Origin of the sequence: Bradyrhizobium sp. AT1 (assembly GCF_001590795.1) — a bacterium.
GTDB lineage: Bacteria > Pseudomonadota > Alphaproteobacteria > Rhizobiales > Xanthobacteraceae > Bradyrhizobium.
The window spans coordinates 4186427-4207897 of sequence record NZ_JXDL01000001.1 but is presented as its reverse complement, the minus strand read 5'-3'; the positions used below and the strand labels follow the sequence as shown (position 1 = coordinate 4207897).

The following is a 21471-nucleotide window of genomic DNA, read 5'->3' as shown; positions in this document are numbered from 1 at the left end:
CGATGCGGATCATCCTGCTTTGTGCGCTGGTGCTGATCGCCTCGCCGCTCCAGGCCGCGGAGCGGCTCAACGTCGTCGCGAGCTTCTCGATCCTGGCCGATTTCGTCCGCAATGTCGGCGGTGACAGGATCAATCTGACCACGCTGGTCGGCGCCGACGGCGACGTCCACGTCTATACGCCGGCACCGTCTGATGCGAAGCGCGTCGCGGAGGCGAGGCTCGTGATCGTCAACGGGCTCGGGCTGGAGGGCTGGCTGCCGCGTCTCGTGCAGTCCGCAGGCAGCAAGGCGCAAATCGTCACCGCAAGCGCCGGCATCGTGCCGCTGAAACTCGGCGCGGCCGCCGATCCCCACGCCTGGCAGTCCGTCCCCAACGCCAGGGTCTACGTGACCGACATCGCCAATGCGCTGGCCGCGGCTGCCCCGGATGACGCGGATGTCTTCCGTGCTCGGGCCAAGGCCTATCTGGAAAAGCTCGAAACGCTCGATCGTGAGGTGCGGGAGGCCGTCGCTAAAATCCCCCCGGAGCGGCGCAAGGTGATCTCCACCCATGACGCCTTCGGCTATTTTTCCGCCGAATACGGCGTCCAGTTCGTGGCCCCCCTGGGCGTCTCCACCGAAACCGAGCCCAGCGCGCGGGACATCGCCGCCATCATCGGCCAGATCAAGGCCCAAAAAATCCCGGCGGTATTTTTGGAGAATATCAGCGACGACCGCCTGATCCGGCGGATCGCGGCGGAGACCGGCGCAAAGGTCGGCGGGACCCTGATTTCGGACGGTTTAACGGGCGAAAAGGGGTCTGCACCCACTTACATTGACATGGTCAGGCACAATATAAAGGCCCTGACCAGCGCGCTTGACCATTAGGGTAGGGGCCACCCTGCCTCGCGTCGCGCGAACAAGCCCGATGTCGGAGTTCTTATGTCTGAAGCGACCTCCTCCAAAATTCCCGTGACCGTCCTCACCGGCTATCTCGGTGCCGGCAAGACCACGCTTTTGAACCGCATCCTGTCGGAGAACCACGGCAAGAAATACGCCGTCATCGTCAACGAATTCGGCGAGATCGGCATCGACAACGACCTCATCATCGGCGCCGATGAGGAAGTGTTCGAGATGAACAACGGCTGCATCTGCTGCACCGTGCGCGGCGACCTCGTGCGCATCATGGACGGGTTGATGAAGCGCAAGGGCAAGTTCGACGCAATCATCGTCGAGACCACCGGCCTTGCCGATCCCGCGCCCGTCGCCCAGACCTTCTTCGTCGACGAGGACGTGCAGAAGAACGCGCGGCTCGACGCGGTGGTCACGGTTGCCGACGCAAAGTGGCTGTCCGACCGGCTCAAGGATGCGCCCGAGGCCAAGAACCAGATCGCGTTTGCCGACGTCATCGTCCTGAACAAGACCGATCTCGTCAATAAGGGCGAGCTGGCCGAGGTCGAGGCCCGCATCCGCGCCATCAACCCTTATGCGAAGCTGCATCGCACCGAGCGCTGCTCGGTGGCCCTGGCCGACGTGCTCGATCGCGGCGCCTTCGACCTCGACCGCATCCTCGAAGTCGAGCCGGACTTCCTGGAGGTCGACGATCATGACCACGACCATGATCACCACCACCATCACGGCCACGATCATCACCATGATCACGGTCACGGCCTGAAGCACTATCACGACGAGGACATGCAGTCGCTGTCGCTCAAGTCCGACAAGCCGCTCGATCCGAACGTGTTCATGCCGTGGCTGCAGAATTTGGTGCAGGTCGAGGGCGGCAAGATCCTGCGCTCCAAGGGCATCCTCGCCTTCCACGACGACGACGACCGCTACGTCTTCCAGGGTGTCCACATGATGCTGGAGGGCGACCACCAGCGGAAGTGGAAGGAGGGCGAGAAGCGCGAGAGCCGCCTCGTCTTCATCGGCCGCGAATTGCCCGAAGAGGCCATCCGCAAGGGTTTCGAGAGCTGCATCGTCTCGTGATGAAAGAGTTCACGCCGGCGCCCGATTCCGCCTCGATCGTTTCCGTCACGGACCGCGTCAAGCCTGTTGCGCTCGGCATGGCCGTGACCTCGTTGCACTTCCTTGGGCCCCGCGCCGCCTTCGTCGGCGGCGAGGAGAATGTCGCGCTCGTCGACGCCAAGGGCGAGATCACCAATGTCGCCGTGCACAGCGGCGGCATTCTCTCCACCGCCTCAGATGGCAAGCGCCTTATCATGGGCGGCGACGACGGCAAGGTCGTCTCGCTCGACGCCAAGGGCGAGGTGACGCTACTCGCCACCGATCCGAAGCGGCGCTGGATCGACGCGGTGGCGCTGCATGCCGATGGCGCCTTCGCCTGGTCGGCCGGCAAGATCGCGACCGTCAAGAGCGGCAAGAGTGAGGAAAAGTCGCTCGAGGTGCCCTCGACCGTCGGCGGGCTTGCGTTTGCGCCGAAGGGTCTGCGGCTCGCGATCGCGCATTACAACGGCGTGACGCTGTGGTTTCCGAACATGGAAGGCTCGGCCGAATTCCTGCCCTGGGCCGGTTCGCATCACGCGGTGACCTTCAGCCCGGACAACAAGTTCCTGGTCACGGCGATGCACGAGCCCGCGCTGCACGGCTGGCGGCTCGCCGACAACAGGCATATGCGCATGACCGGCTATCCCGGCCGCGTCCGCTCGATGTCCTGGAGCGCGGGCGGCAAGGGTCTCGCCACCTCGGGCGCCGACACCGTCATCATCTGGCCGTTCGGCAGCAAGGACGGTCCGATGGGCAAGGAGCCCGCCATGCTCGCGCCGCTGCAGGCGCGCGTGGCGGCGGTCGCCTGTCACCCCAAGAACGACATCCTCGCCGCCGGCTATAGCGACGGCACCGTGCTGATGGTGCGGCTGGAAGACGGCGCGGAGATCCTGGTCCGCCGCAACGGCACGCCTCCGGTGGCTGCGATCGGCTGGAATGCCAAGGGCACGCTGCTGGCTTTCGCCGACGAAAATGGGGACGGCGGGCTGCTGGAGCTTTAAACCGTCATGGTTCCGGTCGTATAGGGGACCATGCGATTTCTGACGACCTTCCAGCTTGCTGACTTCGCCGACACGCTAATCAGCCTGACCACGGCCTTCGTGCTGGGCACGCTGATCGGCGCCGAGCGGCAATATCGCCAGCGCACCGCGGGCCTGCGCACCAACGTGCTGGTCGCGGTCGGCGCGGCCGCCTTCGTCGATCTCGCCATGCAGCTGGACGGTGCCGACGGCGCGGTTCGGGTGATTGCCTATGTCGTCTCGGGTATCGGCTTCCTGGGCGCCGGCGTCATCATGAAGCAGGGCATGGACGTGCGCGGGCTCAACACCGCGGCGACGCTATGGGCCTCGGCCGCGGTCGGCTCCTGCGCGGGGGCCGACATGATCGCGCAAGCCGCGGCGCTGACCGTGTTCGTCATCGCCGGCAACACCATGCTGCGCCCGCTTGTCAATGCCATCAACCGCATCCCGCTGAACGAGAAGGCGCTGGAGGCGACCTATTATTTCAAGCTTGCGGTCGCCGCGGACGCCTTGCCCGACATGCGCGACCGCCTCGTCGACAAGCTCGAGGGCGCGAAATATCCGGTGGCCGATATCGACGTGGTCGAGACCGGGGACGATCTGATCGAGATTGTTGCAAAGCTGGTTGCGTCCGCGATCGATCCGAACGAGCTGAACGCGGTGGCGACGGATCTCCAGCACCTGCCCGGCGTTCGGCACGCCACCTGGGAAGTCAGCACCACGGATTGAGCGCGGCGTTTTGGCGCGCAGACCGGCAGTTCCCGCCTTGCCGGGGATGGAACCCCGGTCGGGCAACTTCGTTGATTCCGTGGACAAAGGCGGTGATCGACATGACCGGCAATGACAAGCGCAGACTGAAGCTCGACCTGATGATCGCCTGTTCGCTGTTCGCAGCGGGTGTCGTGGTGTCAGGCGTATCGATCGCGCAAATCCGCGCCGAGGGCCGGATGCAGCTGGCGCAGGCCACGCCGCCGCTGCAGGGCACGCCGTCCGAAGATCAGAACAAGCCCGCGGAAGCCAAGCCCGGCGGCGAGCGCCCGACCACGCCGGCCCCTGAACCGGCACGCCCCGACCCGCAGACGCAGGGCGCGGCGGGCGCGGCCAAGCCAGCACTTCCGCCGGCACCGGCCGAGAAGATCGCGCCGCCGATCGAGAAGAAGTAGGGCGCAACCGCAAGCTCTTCTGCTGCGATAGCAACCCTGCGCCGGCGTGATGGTGAGCCGTTGTTCTGCTTCACTTGCGCCGGTATGATCCGGAGCGGAAACTGACCTGCACCCCACAGGATCACTCCATGCCGACCGCAAGCCTGGCGCCCCTCGATGAGACGATTTCGATCGCGGAGCTTACGCGCGATCCTTATCCGATCTACCGGCGGCTGCGACGCGAGGCGCCCGTGCTGCGAGTGAAATCCGTGGGACGCACCTTCCTCACCAAGGCTGCCGACACCAAATATGTGAAGGACAACGCGGCGCTGTTCAGCTCCGACGATCCGAACACGCCGATGAAGCGGGCCTTCCTGGCCCATACGCTGATGCGCAAGGACCACGACGAGCACCGCAGCGAGCGGATGGCGATGATGCCGGCCCTGATGCCGAAGACGATCGAGGCCGTTTGGGCACCCCTCTATGCGAAACTGGCCGCTGCGTATCTCGACCGGTTGCCCCGCGGCGAGGTCGTTGACCTCTTCCCCACGCTCGCCGGCCCCATCGCAGCGCGGATTCTGGCCCATGCCATGGGCGTTCCGGACGCGAGCGACCAGGACATGCAACGATGGTCCCAGACCCTGATCGACGGCGCCGGCAATTTTGGCTGGACGCCAGGACCCTTCGAAGCAACCGACCTTGCCAATGCGGAGATGGATCGATGTATCCGTGGCAATTTCGAACGCGTTCGCACCGAACAGGATTCCTCCGCGCTGTCCTTCATGGTGAACGCAGCAAACCCGATCGCCGAGAGTCAGATGATTGCCAACGTCAAGATCGCGATCGGGGGTGGCATCAACGAGCCGCGTGACGCTCTGCTGACGATCATCTACGGCTTGCTGACTAACCCGGACCAGCTTGAAGCCGTCCGAGAAGGCGGCAAATGGCGATCCGCTTTCGAGGAAGGCGTACGATGGGTGGCGCCGATCCAGGCGAGTTCGCGTCTCGTCATGGAAGACACCGAGATTCGCGGCTGCTCCATCCCGAAGGGCGACACGGTGATGACGATACAGGCCTCAGCCAACCGGGACGAGGAGGTCTTCGAGGATGGCGAGCGCTACGACGCGTTGCGCGAACCCAATCCTCATCAAGCCTTCGGCAACGGCCCGCATCACTGCGCAGGCGCGCACCTTTCGCGGCGGACGGTTGGCGCCATCCTTCTGCCGATGTTGTTCGAGCGCTTCCCCCGTATGACCCTGCCTGATCCCGCGAGCGTCCGCTGGCACGGCTTTGGTTTCCGCGGCCCGCTCAATCTGCCGGTTCTCCTCCAATAGGCTGGCGGGACGCAGGCCTTCGACGTCGAGCCCGTAAGCGCGGTCCGGCATGACGGAGGAGAGAGCCTACCGCACCAAAACGTTCTTGAACTGCCACGGATCAGACGTGTCGATATCCTCCGGGAACAGTCCCGGACGATCCGTCAGCGGCGTCCAGTCGGTGTAGAAGCCCTTGACCGGGCCGAGATAGGGCAGCTGGATTTCCAGCAGGCGATCGAAATCCATCTCGTCGGCTTCGACGATGCCTTCGTTCGGGTTTTCCAGCGCCCACACCATGCCGCCGAGCACGGCGGAGGTCACCTGCAGGCCGGTGGCGTTCTGGTAAGGGGCGAGCTTGCGGGTCTCTTCGATGGAGAGCTGCGAGCCGTACCAATAGGCATTCTTGTCATGGCCGAACAGCAGCACGCCGAGCTCGTCGATGCCGTCGACGATCTCGTTCTCGTCGAGGATGTGATGCTTCTCCTGCATCTTGGCGGCGCGGCCGAACATCTCGTGCAGGGACAGCACGGCGTCGTCGGCGGGATGATAGGCATAGTGGCAGGTCGGCCGGTAGATTGCCGTGCCCGAAGCGTCGCGCACGGTGAAATAGTCGGCGATCGAGATCGACTCGTTGTGGGTGACGAGGAAGCCGTATTGCGCGCCGCGGGTCGGGCACCAGGTGCGCACGCGCGTGTTGGCGCCGGGCTGCATCAGATAGATGGCAGCGCCGCAGCCGGCCTCGTGGGTCTTTGCATTCTCAGGCATCCATTTTTCGTGAGTGCCCCAGCCGAGCTCGGACGGCTGCACGCCTTCCGACAGGAAACCTTCCACCGACCAGGTGTTGACGAAGACGTCGGGCTCTTTGGGCTTCTTTGAGCGCTGGGTATCGCGTTCGGCGATGTGGATGCCCTTGATGCCGGCCTGCCGCATCAAATCCGCCCATTCGGCCTTGGTCTTCGGCTTGGGAGCGTTGAGCTTCAGATCAGCGGCGACGTTGAGCAGCGCCTGCTTGACGAAGAAGGAGACCATGCCGGGATTGGCGCCGCAGCAGGAGACCGCCGTCGTCGAGCCCGCGGGGCGTGCGCGCTTGGCGGCCAGCGTTGCTTCACGCAGGGCGTAGTTGGAGCGCGCTTCCGGGCCCTTCGAGGCATCGAAATAGAATCCGAGCCAGGGTTCGTTGACGGTGTCGATATAGAGCGCACCGAGCTCGTTGCAGAGCTCCATGATGTCGGTCGAGCCGGTGTCGACCGAGAGATTGACGCAAAAGCCCTGGCCGCCGCCCTCGGTGAGCAGCGGGGTCAGCAACTCCCGATAATTGTCCCTGGTCACGGCCTTCTGGACGAAGCGGACATTGTGCTTCTCGCAATGCGCCTTGCGGCCTTCGTCCTTGGGATCGATCACGGTGACGCGCGACTTGTCGTAATCGAGATGCCGCTCGATCAGCGGCAACGTGCCTTTGCCGATGGAGCCGAAGCCGACCATGACGATGGGACCGGTGATCTTCGCGTAGATCTGCGAGGCGGGGCTCATGGGATGGTTTCTCCGAAACGTGCTGGCGGACAAAGGATGAGGGGTGGATCAGGTGCGGCGCTTGTCAGACGCTGCGGCGCTTGGCGGTGGCTTCGATCTCGACCCTCATCTCGGGCTTGTAGAGCGCCGAGACGACGAGAAGCGTTGCGGCCGGGCGGATGTCGCCGAGCACTTCGCCGCAGACGGCGAAATGCGCGTCTGCGTCCTTGATGTCGGTGAGGTAGTAGGTCACGCGGACGATGTCGGCCATCTCGAAACCGCCCTCCTTCAGGGCAGCTTCGATCGTCTTGAAGCAGTTGCGTGACTGGCTCGTGACATCTGCCGGCATCGTCATCGTGGTGTAGTCATAGCCGGTGGTTCCCGCGACGAAGGCGAACTCGCCGTCGATCACGGCGCGGCTGTAGCCGGCGGTCTTCTCGAACGGGGAGCCGGTGGAAATCAGGCGACGGGACATGTCTTGGACCTCGACTGGAAGGAGGATTTCGCGGGGTTAAAGGGCGTTTCCGGCGCCTGCGCAACCCCAAAGGCGCGGGCTTGGCAGAGGCGCGGCCGAACGTTGCCGCGGAACGCGGCTTCGGTCGTCACCATCATGGCGATCCCTCAGGCCGCGCGCGCGTCGAGGGCGCGAACCGACCTCCGTTTGGGCAGGGGCGCGCCGGTCGGGACGATCATCCCTTCGGCGCCGTCGAGTGCGCCTTCCGCGAACTCGATCGCCAGCAGCCGGTCGCGCTCGAACGGGCCGGGCAGCGACAGCGCGCCGGTGTTCTCGCCCGAGAAGCCGAAGCGGGCGTAATAGGGGGCATCGCCGAGCAGGATCACTGCGGCATGTCCGCGCGCCCGGGCGGCGGCCAGCGCTTGATGCATCAGCGCGGCGCCGATCCCGAGCTCGCGGCAGGCAGGGTCGACCGCCAGCGGTCCGAGGACCAGAGCGGGCCTGCCTCCGGCGCTGACGTGCCACAGCCGCACGGTTCCCACGAGCTTGCCCTCGCGCATCGCCGACAGGGCAAGGCCTGCGGCAGGTGCACGTCGGTCGCGCAGGCGCTGGCAGGTGCGGCCGTGGCGGTTCTCGCCAAAGCAGGCATCCAGCAGCGCTTCACGCATCGCAACGTCGGCAGCACGTTCCGCACGGATCGCGAACGGAGCGGCTTTCGAGGTGAGGGTGATCTGTGGCTTCCGAGGAGTGGTCATGGCGCGTCAGTCCCCGCTTGAGCTGACATGCGCGCAGCACGCCGGTCCAAGACGTCGTCAGAATCGAGATGTCAGGGAGGGAGCCGGCAAGCCGGCTCCCGGTTCGTCAGGCCTCTCAAAAAGAGAGACGGATCAGATGTGATACGTCCGCAGCGGCGGGATGCCGTTGAACGCCACCGACGAGTAGGTCGACGTATAGGCCCCGGTGCCTTCGATCAGCACCTTGTCGCCGATCTCGAGCGTGACGGGAAGCGGGTACGGACTCTTCTCGTACAGCACGTCGGCGCTGTCGCAGGTGGGACCTGCGAGCACGCACGGCGTCATGTCCGCGCCGTCGTGGCGGGTGCGGATGGCGTAACGGATCGACTCGTCCATGGTCTCGGCGAGACCGCCGAACTTGCCGATGTCCAGATACACCCAGCGGACCTCGTCCTCGTCGCTCTTCTTCGAGATGAGCACGACCTCGGATTCGATGACGCCGGCGTTGCCCACCATGCCGCGGCCCGGCTCGATGATGGTCTCCGGAATCTGGTTGCCGAAGTGCTTGCGCAGCGCGCGGAAGATCGAGCGGCCGTAGGTCACGACCGGCGGCACGTCCTTCAGGTACTTGGTCGGGAAGCCGCCGCCCATGTTGACCATGGTCAGGTTGATGCCGCGCTCGGCGCAGTCGCGGAACACCTGCGAGGCCATCGCCAGCGCACGGTCCCACGCCTTCACCTTGCGCTGCTGCGAGCCGACATGGAACGAGATGCCGCACGGCTCCAGCCGGAGGCGCTTGGCGAGGTCGAGCACCTCGACCGCCATCTCCGGGTCGCAGCCGAACTTGCGCGACAGCGGCCACTCGGCGCCGGCGCAGTCATAGAGGATGCGGCAGAACACCTTCGCGCCGGGGGCGGCACGGGCGACCTTCTCGACCTCAGCGGAGCAGTCCACGGCGAAAAGCCGGATGCCGAGCGCGAAGGCGCGCGCGATGTCGCGCTCCTTCTTGATAGTGTTGCCGAAGGAGATGCGGTCGGGCGTCGCACCCGCAGCCAGCGCCATCTCGATCTCGGCGACCGTCGCGGTGTCGAAGCAGGAGCCCATGGACGCGAGCAGGGCCAGCACTTCCGGCGCCGGGTTTGCCTTGACGGCATAGAACACGCGGCTGTCGGGCAGCGCCTTGGCGAAGGTCTGGTAATTGTCGCGCACGACCTCGAGGTCGACGACGAGGCACGGCTCGGTGTCGAGGCCATCCTTGCGGCGGTTGCGCAGGAATTCCTGAATACGTTCGGTCATAGCACTCTCCCAAACGGCCCAGCGACGGGGATCCGTTCAAAAAATGTCGTCGGATATGCGCCCCGGCCAGATCACGCGATGGAGGCGTGACAAGCCAAAGACTCAAATCAGACTGTGCTGCCGTGGATTGGTTGGGAGTGTTCCCGCCCGCACACCTGGCAATGAAGGACAAGCCTTTTCAGTAGCCCGCGCCGGCGTTGGACTGCCGGTAGAGACCAAAAAAGCCCGATCCGTCGTTGCTTTAAGTCGCGTCCCCCGTTGAGAGCGGGGTGCGCCGGTTCGCCTCCGGCTGCCAGTCACGGTTGCAAAAAGTGAAGTCACCTTCGACAAGGCATCTCTTGAGAGAGATGCTGGACGCTCCGGGTTTGCTTTCGTCTTCCGGCGATGAGCCTTCCGACTTCCGCACTTCCGAAGAGCCCCTCGGCTTCTTCACCCCTTGGCGGCTGTCCGGCCTCTTGTCCGGATACCTACCGACTGACACACGACCACAGGCACGTGCGAAATTGGGCAAGAGCGCACATAAGCGTTTTGACTCTGCTTCGCAAGAATTTTTTTAGGCTGAGAACAGAATTGCCTAACATCTGCTTGCGCAGTGTTGCGCGAGCGACGCGGAAGATGAACGGGCGTTAAGTTTTTGCGTCTCGTGCGCGCGTCACCCGCGCGCGAGCAGCGTCAGCGGAGCTTGGTGAAGGGCTCGACGCGTTGAGCTGCGCGGATGAAGGCGGTCATCACCAGCACGCCGAGCGCGAACAGCACGGCCTGCAGGATATGCGTGCCCTGGTCGCCGAGCCCGAACAGGATCGCGAGCGCCCAGCCGCCGGCAAAGGCCGCGCCGAACACCTCCGCGCCGATCAGGATGGCGGCGCTGATGACGGTGATGACGCTGGGCCAGGCGATCTGACGGGAAGACGAGGAAGGCGCGTTCATGAGCTCAGGGGTCCGTGGCTTCGAGGGCCGCAATCTCCCCGAAAAGGCGGCCGGGAGCAAGGCCAAATGGCCCAAAAAAGCCCCATCGCATGCTATAGCTGGCCGCAACAATCGAGCCATGAAAATCGGACTTGCGATGTCAGAACCCCGCCAAACTACGGACTCCGAGACCAATCCGCTGCTGAAGGCCTGGGTGACGCCGTTTGCGACCCCGCCCTTCGACGAGATCAAGCCGGAGCACTTCCTCCCGGCGTTCGAACAGGCTTTCGCCGACCACTCCGCCGAGATCGCGGCGATCACCAACGATCCCGCCGCGGCCGACTTCGCCAACACCATCACGGCGCTGGAGCGCTCCGGCAAGCTGCTGAGCAAGGTCGCAGCGGTCTTCTACGACCTCGTCTCGGCGCATTCCAACCCGGCCATCCTGGAGATCGACAAGGAAGTCTCCTTGCGGATGGCGCGGCACTGGAATCCGATCATGATGAATGCCGTGCTGTTTGGTCGCATCGCCCAGCTGCACGAGAACCGCGCCAATCTTGGTCTCACGCCCGAGCAGCTTCGTCTCCTGGAGCGCACCTACACCCGCTTCCACCGTGCCGGCGCCGGCCTCTCCGAGGAGGCCAAGACGCGGATGGCCGAGATCAACGAGAAGCTGGCCCAGCTCGGCACCGGTTTCAGCCATCATCTGCTCGGCGACGAGCAGGACTGGTTCATGGAGCTGGGCGAGGCCGACCGCCAGGGCCTGCCGGAGAGCTTCGTCGCCGCCGCCAAGGCTGCGGCGGAAGAGCGCGGCTTGGCAGGCAAGGCCATCGTCACGCTGTCGCGGTCCTCGGTCGAGACGTTCCTGAAGAGCTCGGCCCGGCGCGACCTCCGCGAAAAGGTCTACAAGGCCTTCATCGCGCGCGGCGACAACGGCAACGCCAACGACAACAACGAAACCATCGTCGAGATCCTGAAGCTGCGCGAGGAGAGCGCCAACCTCCTGGGCTATCCGACCTACGCCGCCTACCGGCTCGAGGACTCCATGGCCAAGACGCCGGACGCGGTGCGAGGCCTGTTGGAGCGGGTGTGGAAGCCGGCGCGCGCCCGGGCGCTTGCCGACCGCGACGAGATGCAGGCGCTGATCACGGAAGAGGGCGGCAATTTCAAGCTCGCGCCCTGGGACTGGCGCTTCTACGCCGAGAAGCTGCGCCTGCAGCGCGCCAATTTCGACGATTCCGCGATCAAGCCCTACCTGGCGCTCGACCACATGATCGAAGCCGCCTTCGACTGCGCCACGCGCCTGTTCGGCGTCACCTTCGAGGAGCGCAAGGACGTTCCGGTCTGGCATCCCGACGTCCGGGTCTGGGAGATGAAGGGTAGGGACGGCAAGCACAAGGCGCTGTTCTATGGCGACTACTTCGCCCGTCCGTCGAAGCGCTCCGGCGCCTGGATGACCTCGCTACGCGACCAGCAGAAGCTCGACGGCGACGTCGCGCCGCTGGTCCTCAACATCTGCAATTTTGCCAAGGGTGCCGACGGCGAGCCTTCGCTGCTCTCGCCCGACGATGCCCGCACCCTGTTCCACGAGTTCGGCCACGGCCTGCACGGCATGCTCTCCAACGTGACCTATCCCTCGCTGTCCGGCACCTCCGTGTTCACCGACTTCGTCGAGCTGCCGTCGCAGCTCTACGAGCACTGGCAGGAACGGCCCGAGGTGCTGCAGAAGTTCGCCCGCCACTACCAGACTGGCGAGCCGCTGCCGGATGACCTGCTCCAGCGCTTCCTCGCGGCGCGAAAGTTCAACCAGGGCTTTGCCACGGTCGAGTTCGTCTCGTCGGCCCTGGTCGATCTCGAGTTCCACACCCAGCCGGCGTCCGCGGCGCAGGATGTTCGCGCCTTCGAAAAGAAGGAGCTGGAAAAGATCGGCATGCCCGAGGAGATCGCGCTGCGTCACCGCCCGACGCAGTTCGGCCACATCTTCACCGGCGACCACTACGCGGCCGGCTATTACAGCTATATGTGGTCCGAGGTGATGGACGCCGACGCCTTCGGCGCATTCGAGGAGGCCGGCAACATCTTCGATCCCGCTGTCGCCAAGCGCCTGCACGACGACATCTATGCGAGCGGTGGATCGGTCGATCCGGAAGCGGCCTACGAGGCGTTCCGCGGCCGGCCGCCCGAGCCCGACGCGCTGCTCCGTCGTCGCGGCCTGCTCGACGCCCCGAAGGCGGCCTGATGGGGATGCGGGCTCTGTTCGGATGGCTGCTCGCCGCCGCGACGACGCTCGCGGCGGGGGCGGCCAGCGCGCATCCGCATGTCTGGATCACCGCGACCAGCGAGTTGCTCTACGCTGCCGACGGCACCATCACCGGCGTCCGCCACGCCTGGACGTTCGACGACATGTTCTCGAGCTATGCGGTGCAGGGGCTCGAGAGCAAGACCAAGGGCGCCTATACGCGCGAGGAGCTCGGGCCTCTGGCACAGACCAATGTCGAGTCGCTGAAGGAATACGCCTACTTCACCTTCGCGCGAGCCGACGGCAAGAAGGAGCGATTCCAGGAGCCGGTCGACTACTTCCTCGACTACAAGGATACGGTGCTGACCCTGCACTTCACGCTGCCGCTGAAGAATCCGGTCAAGCCCAAGCAACTGGTGCTCGAAGTGTTCGACCGCTCCTTCTTCATCGATTTCCAGATGGCCAAGGACAACCCGGTCAAGCTGGTCGGCGCGCCCGCGGGCTGCCAGATGAAGCTGGATCGGCCGAACGACGGCTCGGCGAGCGCTCAGAAGCTCAACGAGCAGACCTTCCTGAACGGCGAGAACTCCAATTTCGGCATGATGTTCGCCAACAAGATCACGGTGGATTGCCCTTGAAGCCGCAACTCTCCCCGCTCGCGCGCGGCCTGGTCGCTTGCGCCGCTGTCCTGCTGGTGGTCAGCCTGGCCGATGCCGCGCTCCACGATCTCCTCGCGCAAAACCCTTTTGGCGCGCCGCGCCCTGCGCAGGCCGCCGAACCTGAAGCAAACGGCCTCATCGGCTGGATCCTGGCCAAGCAGTCGGAATTCTATCGTCAGATGTCGTCGACCATCCGCGCCGCCAAGTCCGACGGCTCGGCGGTGTGGACGCTGCTGTTCATCTCGTTCGCCTATGGCATCTTTCATGCCGCCGGCCCCGGCCATGGCAAGGCGGTGATCGCCTCCTATCTCGTCGCCAACCGCGAAACCGCCCGGCGCGGCATCGCGCTGTCGTTTGCGTCTGCCCTGATGCAGTCGCTGGTGGCGATCCTGATCGTCGGCATTTCGGCCTGGGTGCTGAACGCGACGGCCAAGACCATGTGCAAGGCGGAAGGCGCGATCGAGATCGCGAGCTACGCCCTCATCGCGCTGTTCGGGTTGCGCCTCGTCTGGGTCAAGGGCCGCACTTTCATCCGGGCGCTGCAGGCGGCCCAGCCCGTGCCCGCGATCGCCGGCGTGCCGCATCACCACGATCACGATCACGACCATCACCATCATCATGATGCGCATGACCATCATGATCACCATCATCACGATCACGGCCATGCCCATGCCCACCACGGGCATGACCATGTCCACGACGAGCATTGCGGCCATTCCCACGGCCCCACGCCGAGCGAGCTCGCCGGTCCCGGCGGCTGGCGGCGCGGTTTTGCCGCGATCCTTACCGTCGGCATCCGCCCCTGTTCGGGTGCGATCCTGGTGCTGGTGTTTGCACTCGCCCAGGGCTTGTTCTGGGCCGGCATCGCCGCGACCTTCCTGATGGGCCTCGGCACCGCGATCACGGTGGCGGCCATCGCGGTCGTCGCCGTCTCCGCCAAGGACATCGCCGCCCGCCTCAGCGCCGGTCGCGACGGCGGCGGCGCGCTGTTCATGCGCGGCATCGAATTCGCGGCCGCAGGCGTCGTGCTGCTGTTCGGCGCGGGCCTGTTGCTCGGCTACATTGCGGCCGAGCGCACGACGTGTTTTTGAGGCACACTCGTGCCCCGGACGCAGCGCAGCGTCCCTTCGACGGTGCGCTGCAGAGCCGGGGCCCATCTCGCCATGTGGTAACGTGGCCTTCTGGGTCCCGGCTCTGCGGAGCAGCGCAAGCGCGCTGCACCGCGTCCGGGACACGGCAGCCAGAGCGTTACACCGGCAAGAACCGCTTCAGCATCGGCATGAAGAAGATCCCGAGATTGATCGCAAAGCCGACGCTCCAGAGGATCGAGCGCAGCGTCGGGCGGTTGCCGAGATAGGTTAGCACATAGGCGATCCGGACGATCAGGAACAATGCCGCGAGCTCGTCGATCAGCCGCTGCGGCGAGTCCCGGTATTCGGCAAGCAGCACGGCGAAGGCGAAGAACGGGAAGGTCTCGATGCCATTCTGATGCGCGCCGAGCGCTCGCTGCGACAGGGCGTCCTCGTAGAAGGCGGGGTCGCGCGGCCGGGAATTGTCGAAGCGGCGAAACCTGATCCATTTGACCGCGGCGATCGTAGACAGATAGAGCAGCAGCGCTCCTAAGACGCACCATTCCGCGAGTGTCATCTTTTCTCCCCCGCCTGGGTGCGACCCTAGCGAAACCGGCCTCATCTTGACAAGTTTGGACCAACGCGCGACCCACAGAGCCATGACCAGTGTCGTCCCCATCGAGGCCGCGAGACCGGCCGCCCAATCCGCCTTGCCGCGCGTCGGCGTGCTCCTGGTCAATCTCGGAACACCCGACACGGCCGATGCGCCGGGCGTACGGGTCTATCTGAAGGAGTTCCTCAGCGACGCCCGCGTCATCGAGGACCAGGGGCTGATCTGGAAAGCCGTGCTGAACGGCATCATCCTGCGCAGCCGTCCCCGCACCAAGGCGCTGGACTACCAGAAGATCTGGAACACCGAGAGGAACGAATCGCCGCTGAAGACCATCACGCGCTCGCAAGCCGACAAGCTCGCGGCCGCGCTGTCGGAGCGCAGCCACGTCGTCGTGGACTGGGCGATGCGCTATGGCAATCCCTCGATCAAGTCGGGCATCGACGCGCTGATCGCGAAAGGCTGTGAGCGCATTCTGGCGGTCCCGCTGTATCCGCAATATTCGGCCTCGACCTCGGCGACCGTCTGCGACGAAGTGTTCCGCGTGCTCGCGCAGCTGCGCAACCAGCCGACGCTGCGGGTGACGCCGCCTTATTACGAGGACGCGGCCTATATCGACGCGCTCGCGGTCTCGATCGAGACGCATCTGGCAACGCTGTCCTTCAAGCCCGAGCTGATCGTGGCGTCGTTCCACGGCATGCCGAAATCCTATGTCGACAAGGGCGATCCCTATCAGCAGCACTGCATCGCCACCACGGAGGCGCTGCGCCGCAGGCTCGGCATGGACGAGACGAAGCTGCTGCTGACCTTCCAGTCGCGCTTCGGCAATGCCGAGTGGCTCCAGCCCTATACCGACAAGACCATGGAGCGGCTTGCCAAGGAAGGCGTGCGCCGCATCGCCGTGGTGACGCCGGGCTTTTCCGCCGACTGCCTGGAGACGCTGGAGGAGATCGCGCAGGAAAACGCCGAGATCTTCAAGCACAATGGCGGTGAAGAGTTCTCCGCGATCCCCTGCCTCAACGACAGCGAGCCGGGCATGGACGTCATCCGCGCCCTGGTGCTGCGCGAGCTTCAGGGCTGGATCTAATCCCGTGAACCGTCGCGAACTCCTGACGCTTGGGATGATCGCGGCGCTGCCAGCGCCGGTGCTGGCGCAGCAGCCGAACGCAATGCGCCGGCTTGGCATGCTCTCGGTCACGGCTGCCGACGATGCGATCGGCCACACGCGCAGCATGGTCCTGGTCGAGGCGCTCGCCGGCCTTGGTTGGAAGGAGCGCGACAACCTCAAGGTCCACTGGCGCAGCGGTGGCGCCGATCGCGCCCGTATCGCGCAGCTCGCCGACGAGTTGATCGCGCTCAAGCCCGACATCCTGCTCGCGGTCGGCACGCCCTCGCTCGAGGAGCTGAGCCGGCGCACCACGACGATCCCGATCGTGTTCGCCGTCGTCACCGATCCCGTCAGCCAGGGTTTCGTCGAAAACCTCGCGCATCCCGGCGGTAACGTCACCGGCTTCACCGATTATGACGGTCCACTCGCCGGCAAATGGCTGGAGATGCTGACGCAGGTCACGCCGAAAGTGTCCCGCGTTGCCGTCGTCTACAATCCCGCCACCGCGCCGTTCGCACCGCTGATGCTGCGCACCATCGAGGATGCGGCCCGGACCCTTCACGTGACGGTCGAGCCTGCGCCGGTGCATGACACAGCCTCGATCGTGGCGCTGGCCTCCAGGAAGGCCGATGGGCTGCTCGTCCTGCCTGACTTTTTCACCATGGCCAACCGCGCGCGCCTTCTGGCAGCCATTGCGGAGGCGCGCGTGCCTGCGGTGTTCTGGAGCCGTGCTTTCGTCGAGGAGGGCGGGCTGATGTCCTACAGCACCGATAGCGCCGAGCAGCTGCGCCGCGCCGCCTCTTACGTCGACCGCATTCTGAGGGGCGCGCGGGCAGCCGATCTGCCGGTCCAGAATCCGACTAGGTTCGAACTGACGATCAACCTGAAGACGGCCAAGGCGCTTGGCATCACGCTTCCCGCGGTCCTGCTCGCAATCGCAAACGATGTCATCGAATGAGGCCGTTCGCAGCGGGCCGCATCGCCGGATGCGTCAATATCCGTCGCTAGGTCTGAGCCGGCGCGCTTTCAAGGGCCTTCCGCAAATACATATCGAGACCGCTCCCTCTGCACCCGTCTTGTCCGGAATTGCGCCAGTCCCGACGTTACTTGCGACCGCTGAACCGGTAGGGTTGCGATCCCGACCAATGACGGCGCGGGAAGGGTCTTTTCCTGGCTTCTTTTCCGTTTTGGAGGAAATATGAGCGGTTTCGACATTTTCGCGATTGTTCTGGTGTTGCTCGTCATCGTCACGCTGGTCGCCGGCGTGAAGACGGTGCCGCAGGGCTACGACTGGACCATCGAGCGATTCGGCAAATACACCCAGACGCTCAGTCCCGGGCTCAATCTGATCGTGCCCTATTTCGATCGCGTCGGACGCAAGATCAACATGATGGAGCAGGTGATCGACATTCCCGAGCAGGAGGTCATCACCAAGGACAACGCGACCGTGACGGTGGACGGCGTTGCCTTCTACCAGGTCTTCGACGCGGCCAAGGCGAGTTACGAGGTTTCCAACCTGACGCAGGCCATCACCGTCCTGACCATGACTAACATCCGTTCGGTGATGGGCGCGATGGATCTCGACCAGGTGCTGTCGCATCGCGACGAGATCAACGAGCGCCTGCTCCGCGTCGTGGATGCCGCGGTCTCGCCCTGGGGCCTGAAGGTCAACCGCATCGAGATCAAGGACATCGTGCCGCCGGCGGATCTCGTCGAAGCCATGGGCCGTCAGATGAAGGCCGAGCGCGTCAAGCGCGCCGACATCCTCGCCGCCGAAGGCCAGCGCCAGTCGGAGATCCTGCGCGCCGAGGGTGCCAAGCAGGGCCAGATCCTGCAGGCCGAAGGCCGCAAGGAAGCCGCGTTCCGCGATGCCGAGGCCCGCGAGCGTTCAGCGGAGGCGGAAGCGAAGGCGACGCAGATGGTGAGCGAGGCCATTTCCAAGGGCGACGTCGCCGCGTTGAACTATTTCATCGCCGACAAATATATCAAGGCGTTCGGCCAGTTCGCGGAGGCGCCGAACCAGAAGATCATCATGCTGCCGATCGAAGCCACGAGCATGCTCGGTTCGCTCGCCGGCATCGGCGAGATCGCCAAGGCGACGTTCGGCGAGAGCGCGGCTGCCGCCGCTCGCCGCCCCGGCTCCGTGCCGCCGACCGGCAGCACGCCGCCGGCGGTGCCGCCGCGGCAGGGATAGTCACCGGCGTGCCTCTCCGATAGGGGCGCGCACCATGATAGAAGGTCGTGTCATGACCGACATGTTCGTATCGCTCGGCAGCTGGAACTGGCTGATCTTCGGCTTCATCCTGATGGCGCTGGAGGTGCTGGCGCCGGGCGTCTTCCTGTTCTGGCTCGGGCTCGCCGCGCTGCTGGTGGGGCTGATCTCGTTCGCAATTGCCTTGTCCTGGCAGCTGCAGCTGGTGATGTTCGCGATTTTCGCCGCTGCCGCCGTCCCGGTGTGGCGCCGCCTCGCCCGGCCGAAGAGCGATGCGAGCACCAGCCCGTTCCTCAACAAGCGGAGCGAGGCCCTGCTCGGCCGCGAGTTCACCCTGGAGAAGCCGATCATCGACGGCAGCGGCACCATGCGCATCGGCGACACGGTGTGGCGTGTCGCTGGTCCGGATACACCGGCGGGAACGCGGGTGAAGGTGGTGCAGGTGGATGGCGCGAACCTGACCGTGGCGGCGGCGTAGTGTCTCTTACCCTCCCCTGGAGGGGAGGGTAAGCAGACACTACCTCTTCCACCGCTCCGCAAACCGGTGCAGCGGCATGACTATCTCGCACAATTCCCGCCCGAGCGGCGTCAGCCCATAGCCGCCGCCTTCGCCAAGCTCGACGAACCCGGCCTCGCGCAGCTCGGTCAGCCGTGTCTGCAGCACCGTCGGCGAGGCCTCGTCGCAGGCGCTGCGCAGCGCGCGCGAGGTGAGTGGGGCGTCCCGCAGCTCCCAAAGGATCCGCAGGCTCCAGCGCCGGCCTAGCAGGTCCAGCAGCGCCATGATCGGCCGGCCGGTGCGGGAGCCGCGGACGCTGCGTGTCTTCGAGGCGGCCTGCTTCGTCATGAATGGTCCCTTGCGGAGTGCTACAAATAGTGTAGCGTATCGCTACGATAAGTGTAGCAACGGACGCTGCCCATGTCTTCTGCCATGTCCCCATCCACGCCGCGCACCGCCCCGCTCAGCCCGCCTTATCCCCCGGAGATCCAGACGCAGTTCGACCGCATCATGCGCGGCGCGCCGCCGCTGATGCTGTTTCGGGTGATGGCGGGCCATGGCCGCGCCTGGGACAAGTTTCGTGCCGGCGGCCTGCTCGATCCCGGCCCGCTCTCGCTGCGCCAGCGCGAGATCGTCATCGACCGCACCTGCGCGCTGAACAGGTGTGAGTATGAGTGGGGTGTGCATGTCGCGATCTTTGCCGGGCCGGCGAAGCTTACCGAGGAGGAGGTGCGTGCGACCGTACAGGGGGATGCGGCGTCGGCCTGCTGGTCAGCGGCGGAGCAAGTGCTGATGGCGGCGGTCGACGCCCTGCATCATCGCGCGACGCTCAGCGACGAGGAATTCACCGCGCTGTCGGCGCATTACGACGAGGCGCAGATCCTGGAGATTATGCTGCTGTGCGGCTTCTATCGCACGGTGTCGTATATGGCGAACGGGCTGCGGCTGCCGCTGGAGGAGAACGCGGCGCGGTTTCCTGTGTAGCTGTCATTCCGGGGCGCGACGAAGTCGCGAGCCCGGAATCCATCGTGCAGCGTCCACTGAGATGAATGGATTCCGGGCTCGCGCCAAGTGGCGCGCCCCGGAATGACGGCGTGGAGAGAGGCCGCGCGCTTACGCCACGCCGGCGCGCAGCAGATCGTGCAGATGCACGATGCCGACCACCTTGCCGGCCTCGGTCACGACCAGCGTGGTGATCTTGCGCGTGTTCAGCACCTCGATCATCTCGGTGGCGAGCATCGAGGGCGGCACTGTCTTGGGCTGCTTCGTCATGATGTCGTCGACCGATGCCGTCAGCAGATCGGGACGCATGTGGCGGCGCAGATCGCCGTCGGTGATGATGCCCGCGACCTCGTTGGCTTCGTTGACGATGCAGACGCACCCCAAACCCTTGGCCGACATCTCGACCACGGCCTCCGACATCGCGGTGCCCTCAGGCTTGACCGGGATTTCCGCGCCCGTGCGCATGTAGTCGCGGACGAATTTCAGCATCGCGCCCAGCTTGCCGCCGGGGTGGAAATGCGCAAACTCGAGCGCAGTGAAGCCGCGGCCTTCGAGCAGCGCGATCGCGAGCGCGTCTCCGATGGCGGCCTGCATCAGCGTCGAGGTGGTCGGCGCCAGATTGTGCGGGCAGGCCTCGCGCGCCTTCGGCAGCTCGATCACGATGTCGGCGGCCTGGCCCAGCGAGGAGGCTGCGTTCGAGGTCACCGCGATCATGGGGATGGCGAAGCGTGCCGAATAGTTCACGACGTTCTTCATCTCCGGCTGCTCGCCGGACCAGGACAGCGCCATGATGACGTCGTCGGTGGTGATCATGCCGAGGTCGCCATGGCCGGCCTCGGCGGCGTGCACGAAGAAGGCGGGTGTGCCGGTCGAGGCCAGCGTCGCAGCGATCTTGCGCCCCATATGGCCCGACTTGCCGAGCCCGGTGACGATGACGCGGCCTTTGGCGTTGCGGATCAGATCCACCGCCTTCGCGAATGTCGCGCCCAGCGGGCCGCGCAGGGCGGCTGCAAGCGCGTTGATGCCGCCGCTCTCCGTCTCCAGCGTGCGGAGCGCGGATTCGACGCTGTCAGGAACGGGGCCGGATGATGCGGTCATCAGCGGTTTCGAGCTCGGCATGTTTTCGTCCAGGGAAGGGTGGGGCGTTCGCCCGTTGGCGCCTGCTTAGCACGGCCCGGGCAGAGAGGCGACGAGCCGGCCGCGGCCCTCAACGGGTCATTAACCATAATTGTTTTAACTCCATTAACGATGGTTCCCGCCAGCCGGTGGGGGCGATCGTGAAAGTGTTTGATTTCGTTGGAGTTATTCCATCGTGGGGTCGTCTCCAGGCACTGGCCGGAGCAAACGCGCGCTCATTCTGCGCGCGGCTTTGCCGTGTCTTGTCCCTTGTCTTGCGCTGACGACCCTCGGAAGCGCGCCCGCGGCCGCCCAGAGCCTCACGCCCGACCTGTTCAATCCCAACCGTGGCGGCTTCGCCTCGCCCGAGACGCTACCGACCCGCCGCACGGCGGGCGTGCCGCAGGCGCCGTCGGATGCGCTTCCCGCGCTGCCCGATCCCAGTGCCGATCCGCGCAAGCGTCAGCAAACGCCGGCGACCTCGCGCATCGGTCAGGTCCCGACCTATGGCCTTCCCGCCGCGAGCGGCGCGAGCAGCTCCGGTTACGACGCCCTCAACCGCAAGCGACAGCAACCCAAGCTCTATCCCGGCCAGCCGAAG

General features: G+C 65.3%; 22 protein-coding genes and 1 pseudogene. 15 read left to right on the top strand and 8 right to left on the bottom strand.

Annotation, left to right across the window (positions count from 1 at the left end; translation table 11 throughout):
- Nucleotides 1-2 precede the first annotated feature (2 nt).
- The 6 genes from SE92_RS19600 (at nt 3) to SE92_RS19575 (ending at nt 5480) form a co-directional block, all read left to right on the top strand.
- On the top strand, nt 3-866 hold the full coding sequence (locus tag SE92_RS19600) for a metal ABC transporter solute-binding protein, Zn/Mn family (protein WP_063197606.1): 864 nt from the start codon (nt 3-5) through the stop codon (nt 864-866).
- A 54-nt stretch (nt 867-920) separates the two neighbouring features.
- Entirely contained in the window at nt 921-1967 is a 1047-nt protein-coding gene (locus SE92_RS19595) for a CobW family GTP-binding protein (RefSeq protein ID WP_063197604.1), read from the top strand.
- Entirely contained in the window at nt 1967-2986 is a 1020-nt protein-coding gene (locus SE92_RS19590; protein ID WP_063197602.1) for a WD40 repeat domain-containing protein, read from the top strand. Before SE92_RS19595 ends, SE92_RS19590 begins: the two co-directional genes overlap by 1 nt.
- A 30-nt stretch (nt 2987-3016) precedes the next feature.
- Nucleotides 3017-3733, top strand: coding sequence for an MgtC/SapB family protein (locus SE92_RS19585; protein WP_063197600.1), 717 nt, complete (start codon nt 3017-3019; stop codon nt 3731-3733).
- A gap of 101 nt (nt 3734-3834) precedes the next feature.
- The gene (locus SE92_RS36760) at nt 3835-4167 is read left to right on the top strand and encodes a hypothetical protein (protein WP_063203640.1); all 333 of its coding nucleotides are present in this window, start codon (nt 3835-3837) and stop codon (nt 4165-4167) included.
- Between the two features lie 128 nt (nt 4168-4295).
- Entirely contained in the window at nt 4296-5480 is a 1185-nt protein-coding gene (locus SE92_RS19575) for a cytochrome P450 (protein ID WP_063197598.1), read from the top strand.
- Nucleotides 5481-5546: 66 nt separating this feature from the next.
- Here SE92_RS19575 and SE92_RS19570 read toward each other — a convergent pair whose 3' ends face one another.
- The 5 genes from SE92_RS19570 to SE92_RS19550 all read right to left on the bottom strand — a co-directional run bounded on the left by SE92_RS19570 (nt 5547) and on the right by SE92_RS19550 (nt 10379).
- Nucleotides 5547-6989 carry a homospermidine synthase gene (locus SE92_RS19570; RefSeq protein WP_063197596.1) on the bottom strand — a complete coding sequence of 481 codons (1443 nt, stop codon included), beginning with the start codon at nt 6987-6989 and terminating at the stop codon, nt 5547-5549.
- Between the two features lie 64 nt (nt 6990-7053).
- Nucleotides 7054-7443 carry a RidA family protein gene (locus SE92_RS19565; RefSeq protein ID WP_063197594.1) on the bottom strand — a complete coding sequence of 130 codons (390 nt, stop codon included), beginning with the start codon at nt 7441-7443 and terminating at the stop codon, nt 7054-7056.
- A 146-nt stretch (nt 7444-7589) separates the two neighbouring features.
- On the bottom strand, nt 7590-8177 hold the full coding sequence (locus tag SE92_RS19560; RefSeq protein WP_063197592.1) for a GNAT family N-acetyltransferase: 588 nt from the start codon (nt 8175-8177) through the stop codon (nt 7590-7592).
- A gap of 132 nt (nt 8178-8309) precedes the next feature.
- Complete coding sequence (locus SE92_RS19555; protein WP_063197590.1) at nt 8310-9452, bottom strand: type III PLP-dependent enzyme; 1143 nt, start codon at nt 9450-9452, stop codon at nt 8310-8312.
- Nucleotides 9453-10124: 672 nt separating this feature from the next.
- Nucleotides 10125-10379 carry a hypothetical protein gene (locus SE92_RS19550; protein ID WP_063197588.1) on the bottom strand — a complete coding sequence of 85 codons (255 nt, stop codon included), beginning with the start codon at nt 10377-10379 and terminating at the stop codon, nt 10125-10127.
- Nucleotides 10380-10515: 136 nt separating this feature from the next.
- Between SE92_RS19550 and SE92_RS19545 the strand changes: the two genes are divergently transcribed.
- The 3 genes from SE92_RS19545 to SE92_RS19535 are packed head-to-tail and all read left to right on the top strand — an operon-like array spanning nt 10516 to nt 14347.
- The gene (locus tag SE92_RS19545) at nt 10516-12597 is read left to right on the top strand and encodes a M3 family metallopeptidase (protein ID WP_063203639.1); all 2082 of its coding nucleotides are present in this window, start codon (nt 10516-10518) and stop codon (nt 12595-12597) included.
- Nucleotides 12597-13235: a DUF1007 family protein gene (locus SE92_RS19540; protein ID WP_063197586.1), complete on the top strand. Its 639-nt coding sequence runs from the start codon at nt 12597-12599 to the stop codon at nt 13233-13235. Before SE92_RS19545 ends, SE92_RS19540 begins: the two co-directional genes overlap by 1 nt.
- A complete protein-coding gene (locus SE92_RS19535; RefSeq protein ID WP_198172706.1) occupies nt 13232-14347 on the top strand; it encodes a nickel/cobalt transporter in 1116 nt (371 codons plus the stop codon). Before SE92_RS19540 ends, SE92_RS19535 begins: the two co-directional genes overlap by 4 nt.
- Nucleotides 14348-14504: 157 nt before the next feature.
- Here SE92_RS19535 and SE92_RS19530 read toward each other — a convergent pair whose 3' ends face one another.
- On the bottom strand, nt 14505-14903 hold the full coding sequence (locus SE92_RS19530) for an MAPEG family protein (protein ID WP_063197582.1): 399 nt from the start codon (nt 14901-14903) through the stop codon (nt 14505-14507).
- Between the two features lie 82 nt (nt 14904-14985).
- Between SE92_RS19530 and hemH the strand changes: the two genes are divergently transcribed.
- The 4 genes from hemH to SE92_RS19510 all read left to right on the top strand — a co-directional run bounded on the left by hemH (nt 14986) and on the right by SE92_RS19510 (nt 18734).
- A complete protein-coding gene (hemH, locus tag SE92_RS19525; RefSeq protein WP_063197580.1) occupies nt 14986-16023 on the top strand; it encodes a ferrochelatase in 1038 nt (345 codons plus the stop codon).
- A gap of 4 nt (nt 16024-16027) precedes the next feature.
- Nucleotides 16028-17002, top strand: a complete 975-nt coding sequence (locus SE92_RS19520; protein ID WP_063197578.1) for an ABC transporter substrate-binding protein — start codon at nt 16028-16030, stop codon at nt 17000-17002.
- A 240-nt stretch (nt 17003-17242) separates the two neighbouring features.
- Nucleotides 17243-18238 (top strand): SPFH domain-containing protein, encoded by a 996-nt coding sequence (locus SE92_RS19515; RefSeq protein ID WP_063197576.1) that lies wholly within the window; start codon nt 17243-17245, stop codon nt 18236-18238.
- A 52-nt stretch (nt 18239-18290) separates the two neighbouring features.
- On the top strand, nt 18291-18734 hold the full coding sequence (locus tag SE92_RS19510; protein WP_063197574.1) for an NfeD family protein: 444 nt from the start codon (nt 18291-18293) through the stop codon (nt 18732-18734).
- Nucleotides 18735-18773: 39 nt separating this feature from the next.
- On the opposite strand, the gene SE92_RS19505 is transcribed toward SE92_RS19510, so the two are convergent.
- Nucleotides 18774-19100, bottom strand: coding sequence for a winged helix-turn-helix transcriptional regulator (locus tag SE92_RS19505; RefSeq protein WP_063197572.1), 327 nt, complete (start codon nt 19098-19100; stop codon nt 18774-18776).
- An 84-nt stretch (nt 19101-19184) separates the two neighbouring features.
- On the opposite strand from SE92_RS19505, the gene SE92_RS19500 reads away from it, so the two are divergent.
- Nucleotides 19185-19736: a carboxymuconolactone decarboxylase family protein gene (locus SE92_RS19500; protein WP_063197570.1), complete on the top strand. Its 552-nt coding sequence runs from the start codon at nt 19185-19187 to the stop codon at nt 19734-19736.
- Nucleotides 19737-19865: 129 nt separating this feature from the next.
- On the opposite strand, the gene SE92_RS19495 is transcribed toward SE92_RS19500, so the two are convergent.
- Nucleotides 19866-20873 (bottom strand): KpsF/GutQ family sugar-phosphate isomerase, encoded by a 1008-nt coding sequence (locus tag SE92_RS19495; protein ID WP_063197568.1) that lies wholly within the window; start codon nt 20871-20873, stop codon nt 19866-19868.
- A gap of 193 nt (nt 20874-21066) precedes the next feature.
- Between SE92_RS19495 and SE92_RS19490 the strand changes: the two are divergent.
- Nucleotides 21067-21471 (top strand): annotated as a pseudogene (locus SE92_RS19490) (outer membrane beta-barrel protein); the annotation flags it as partial.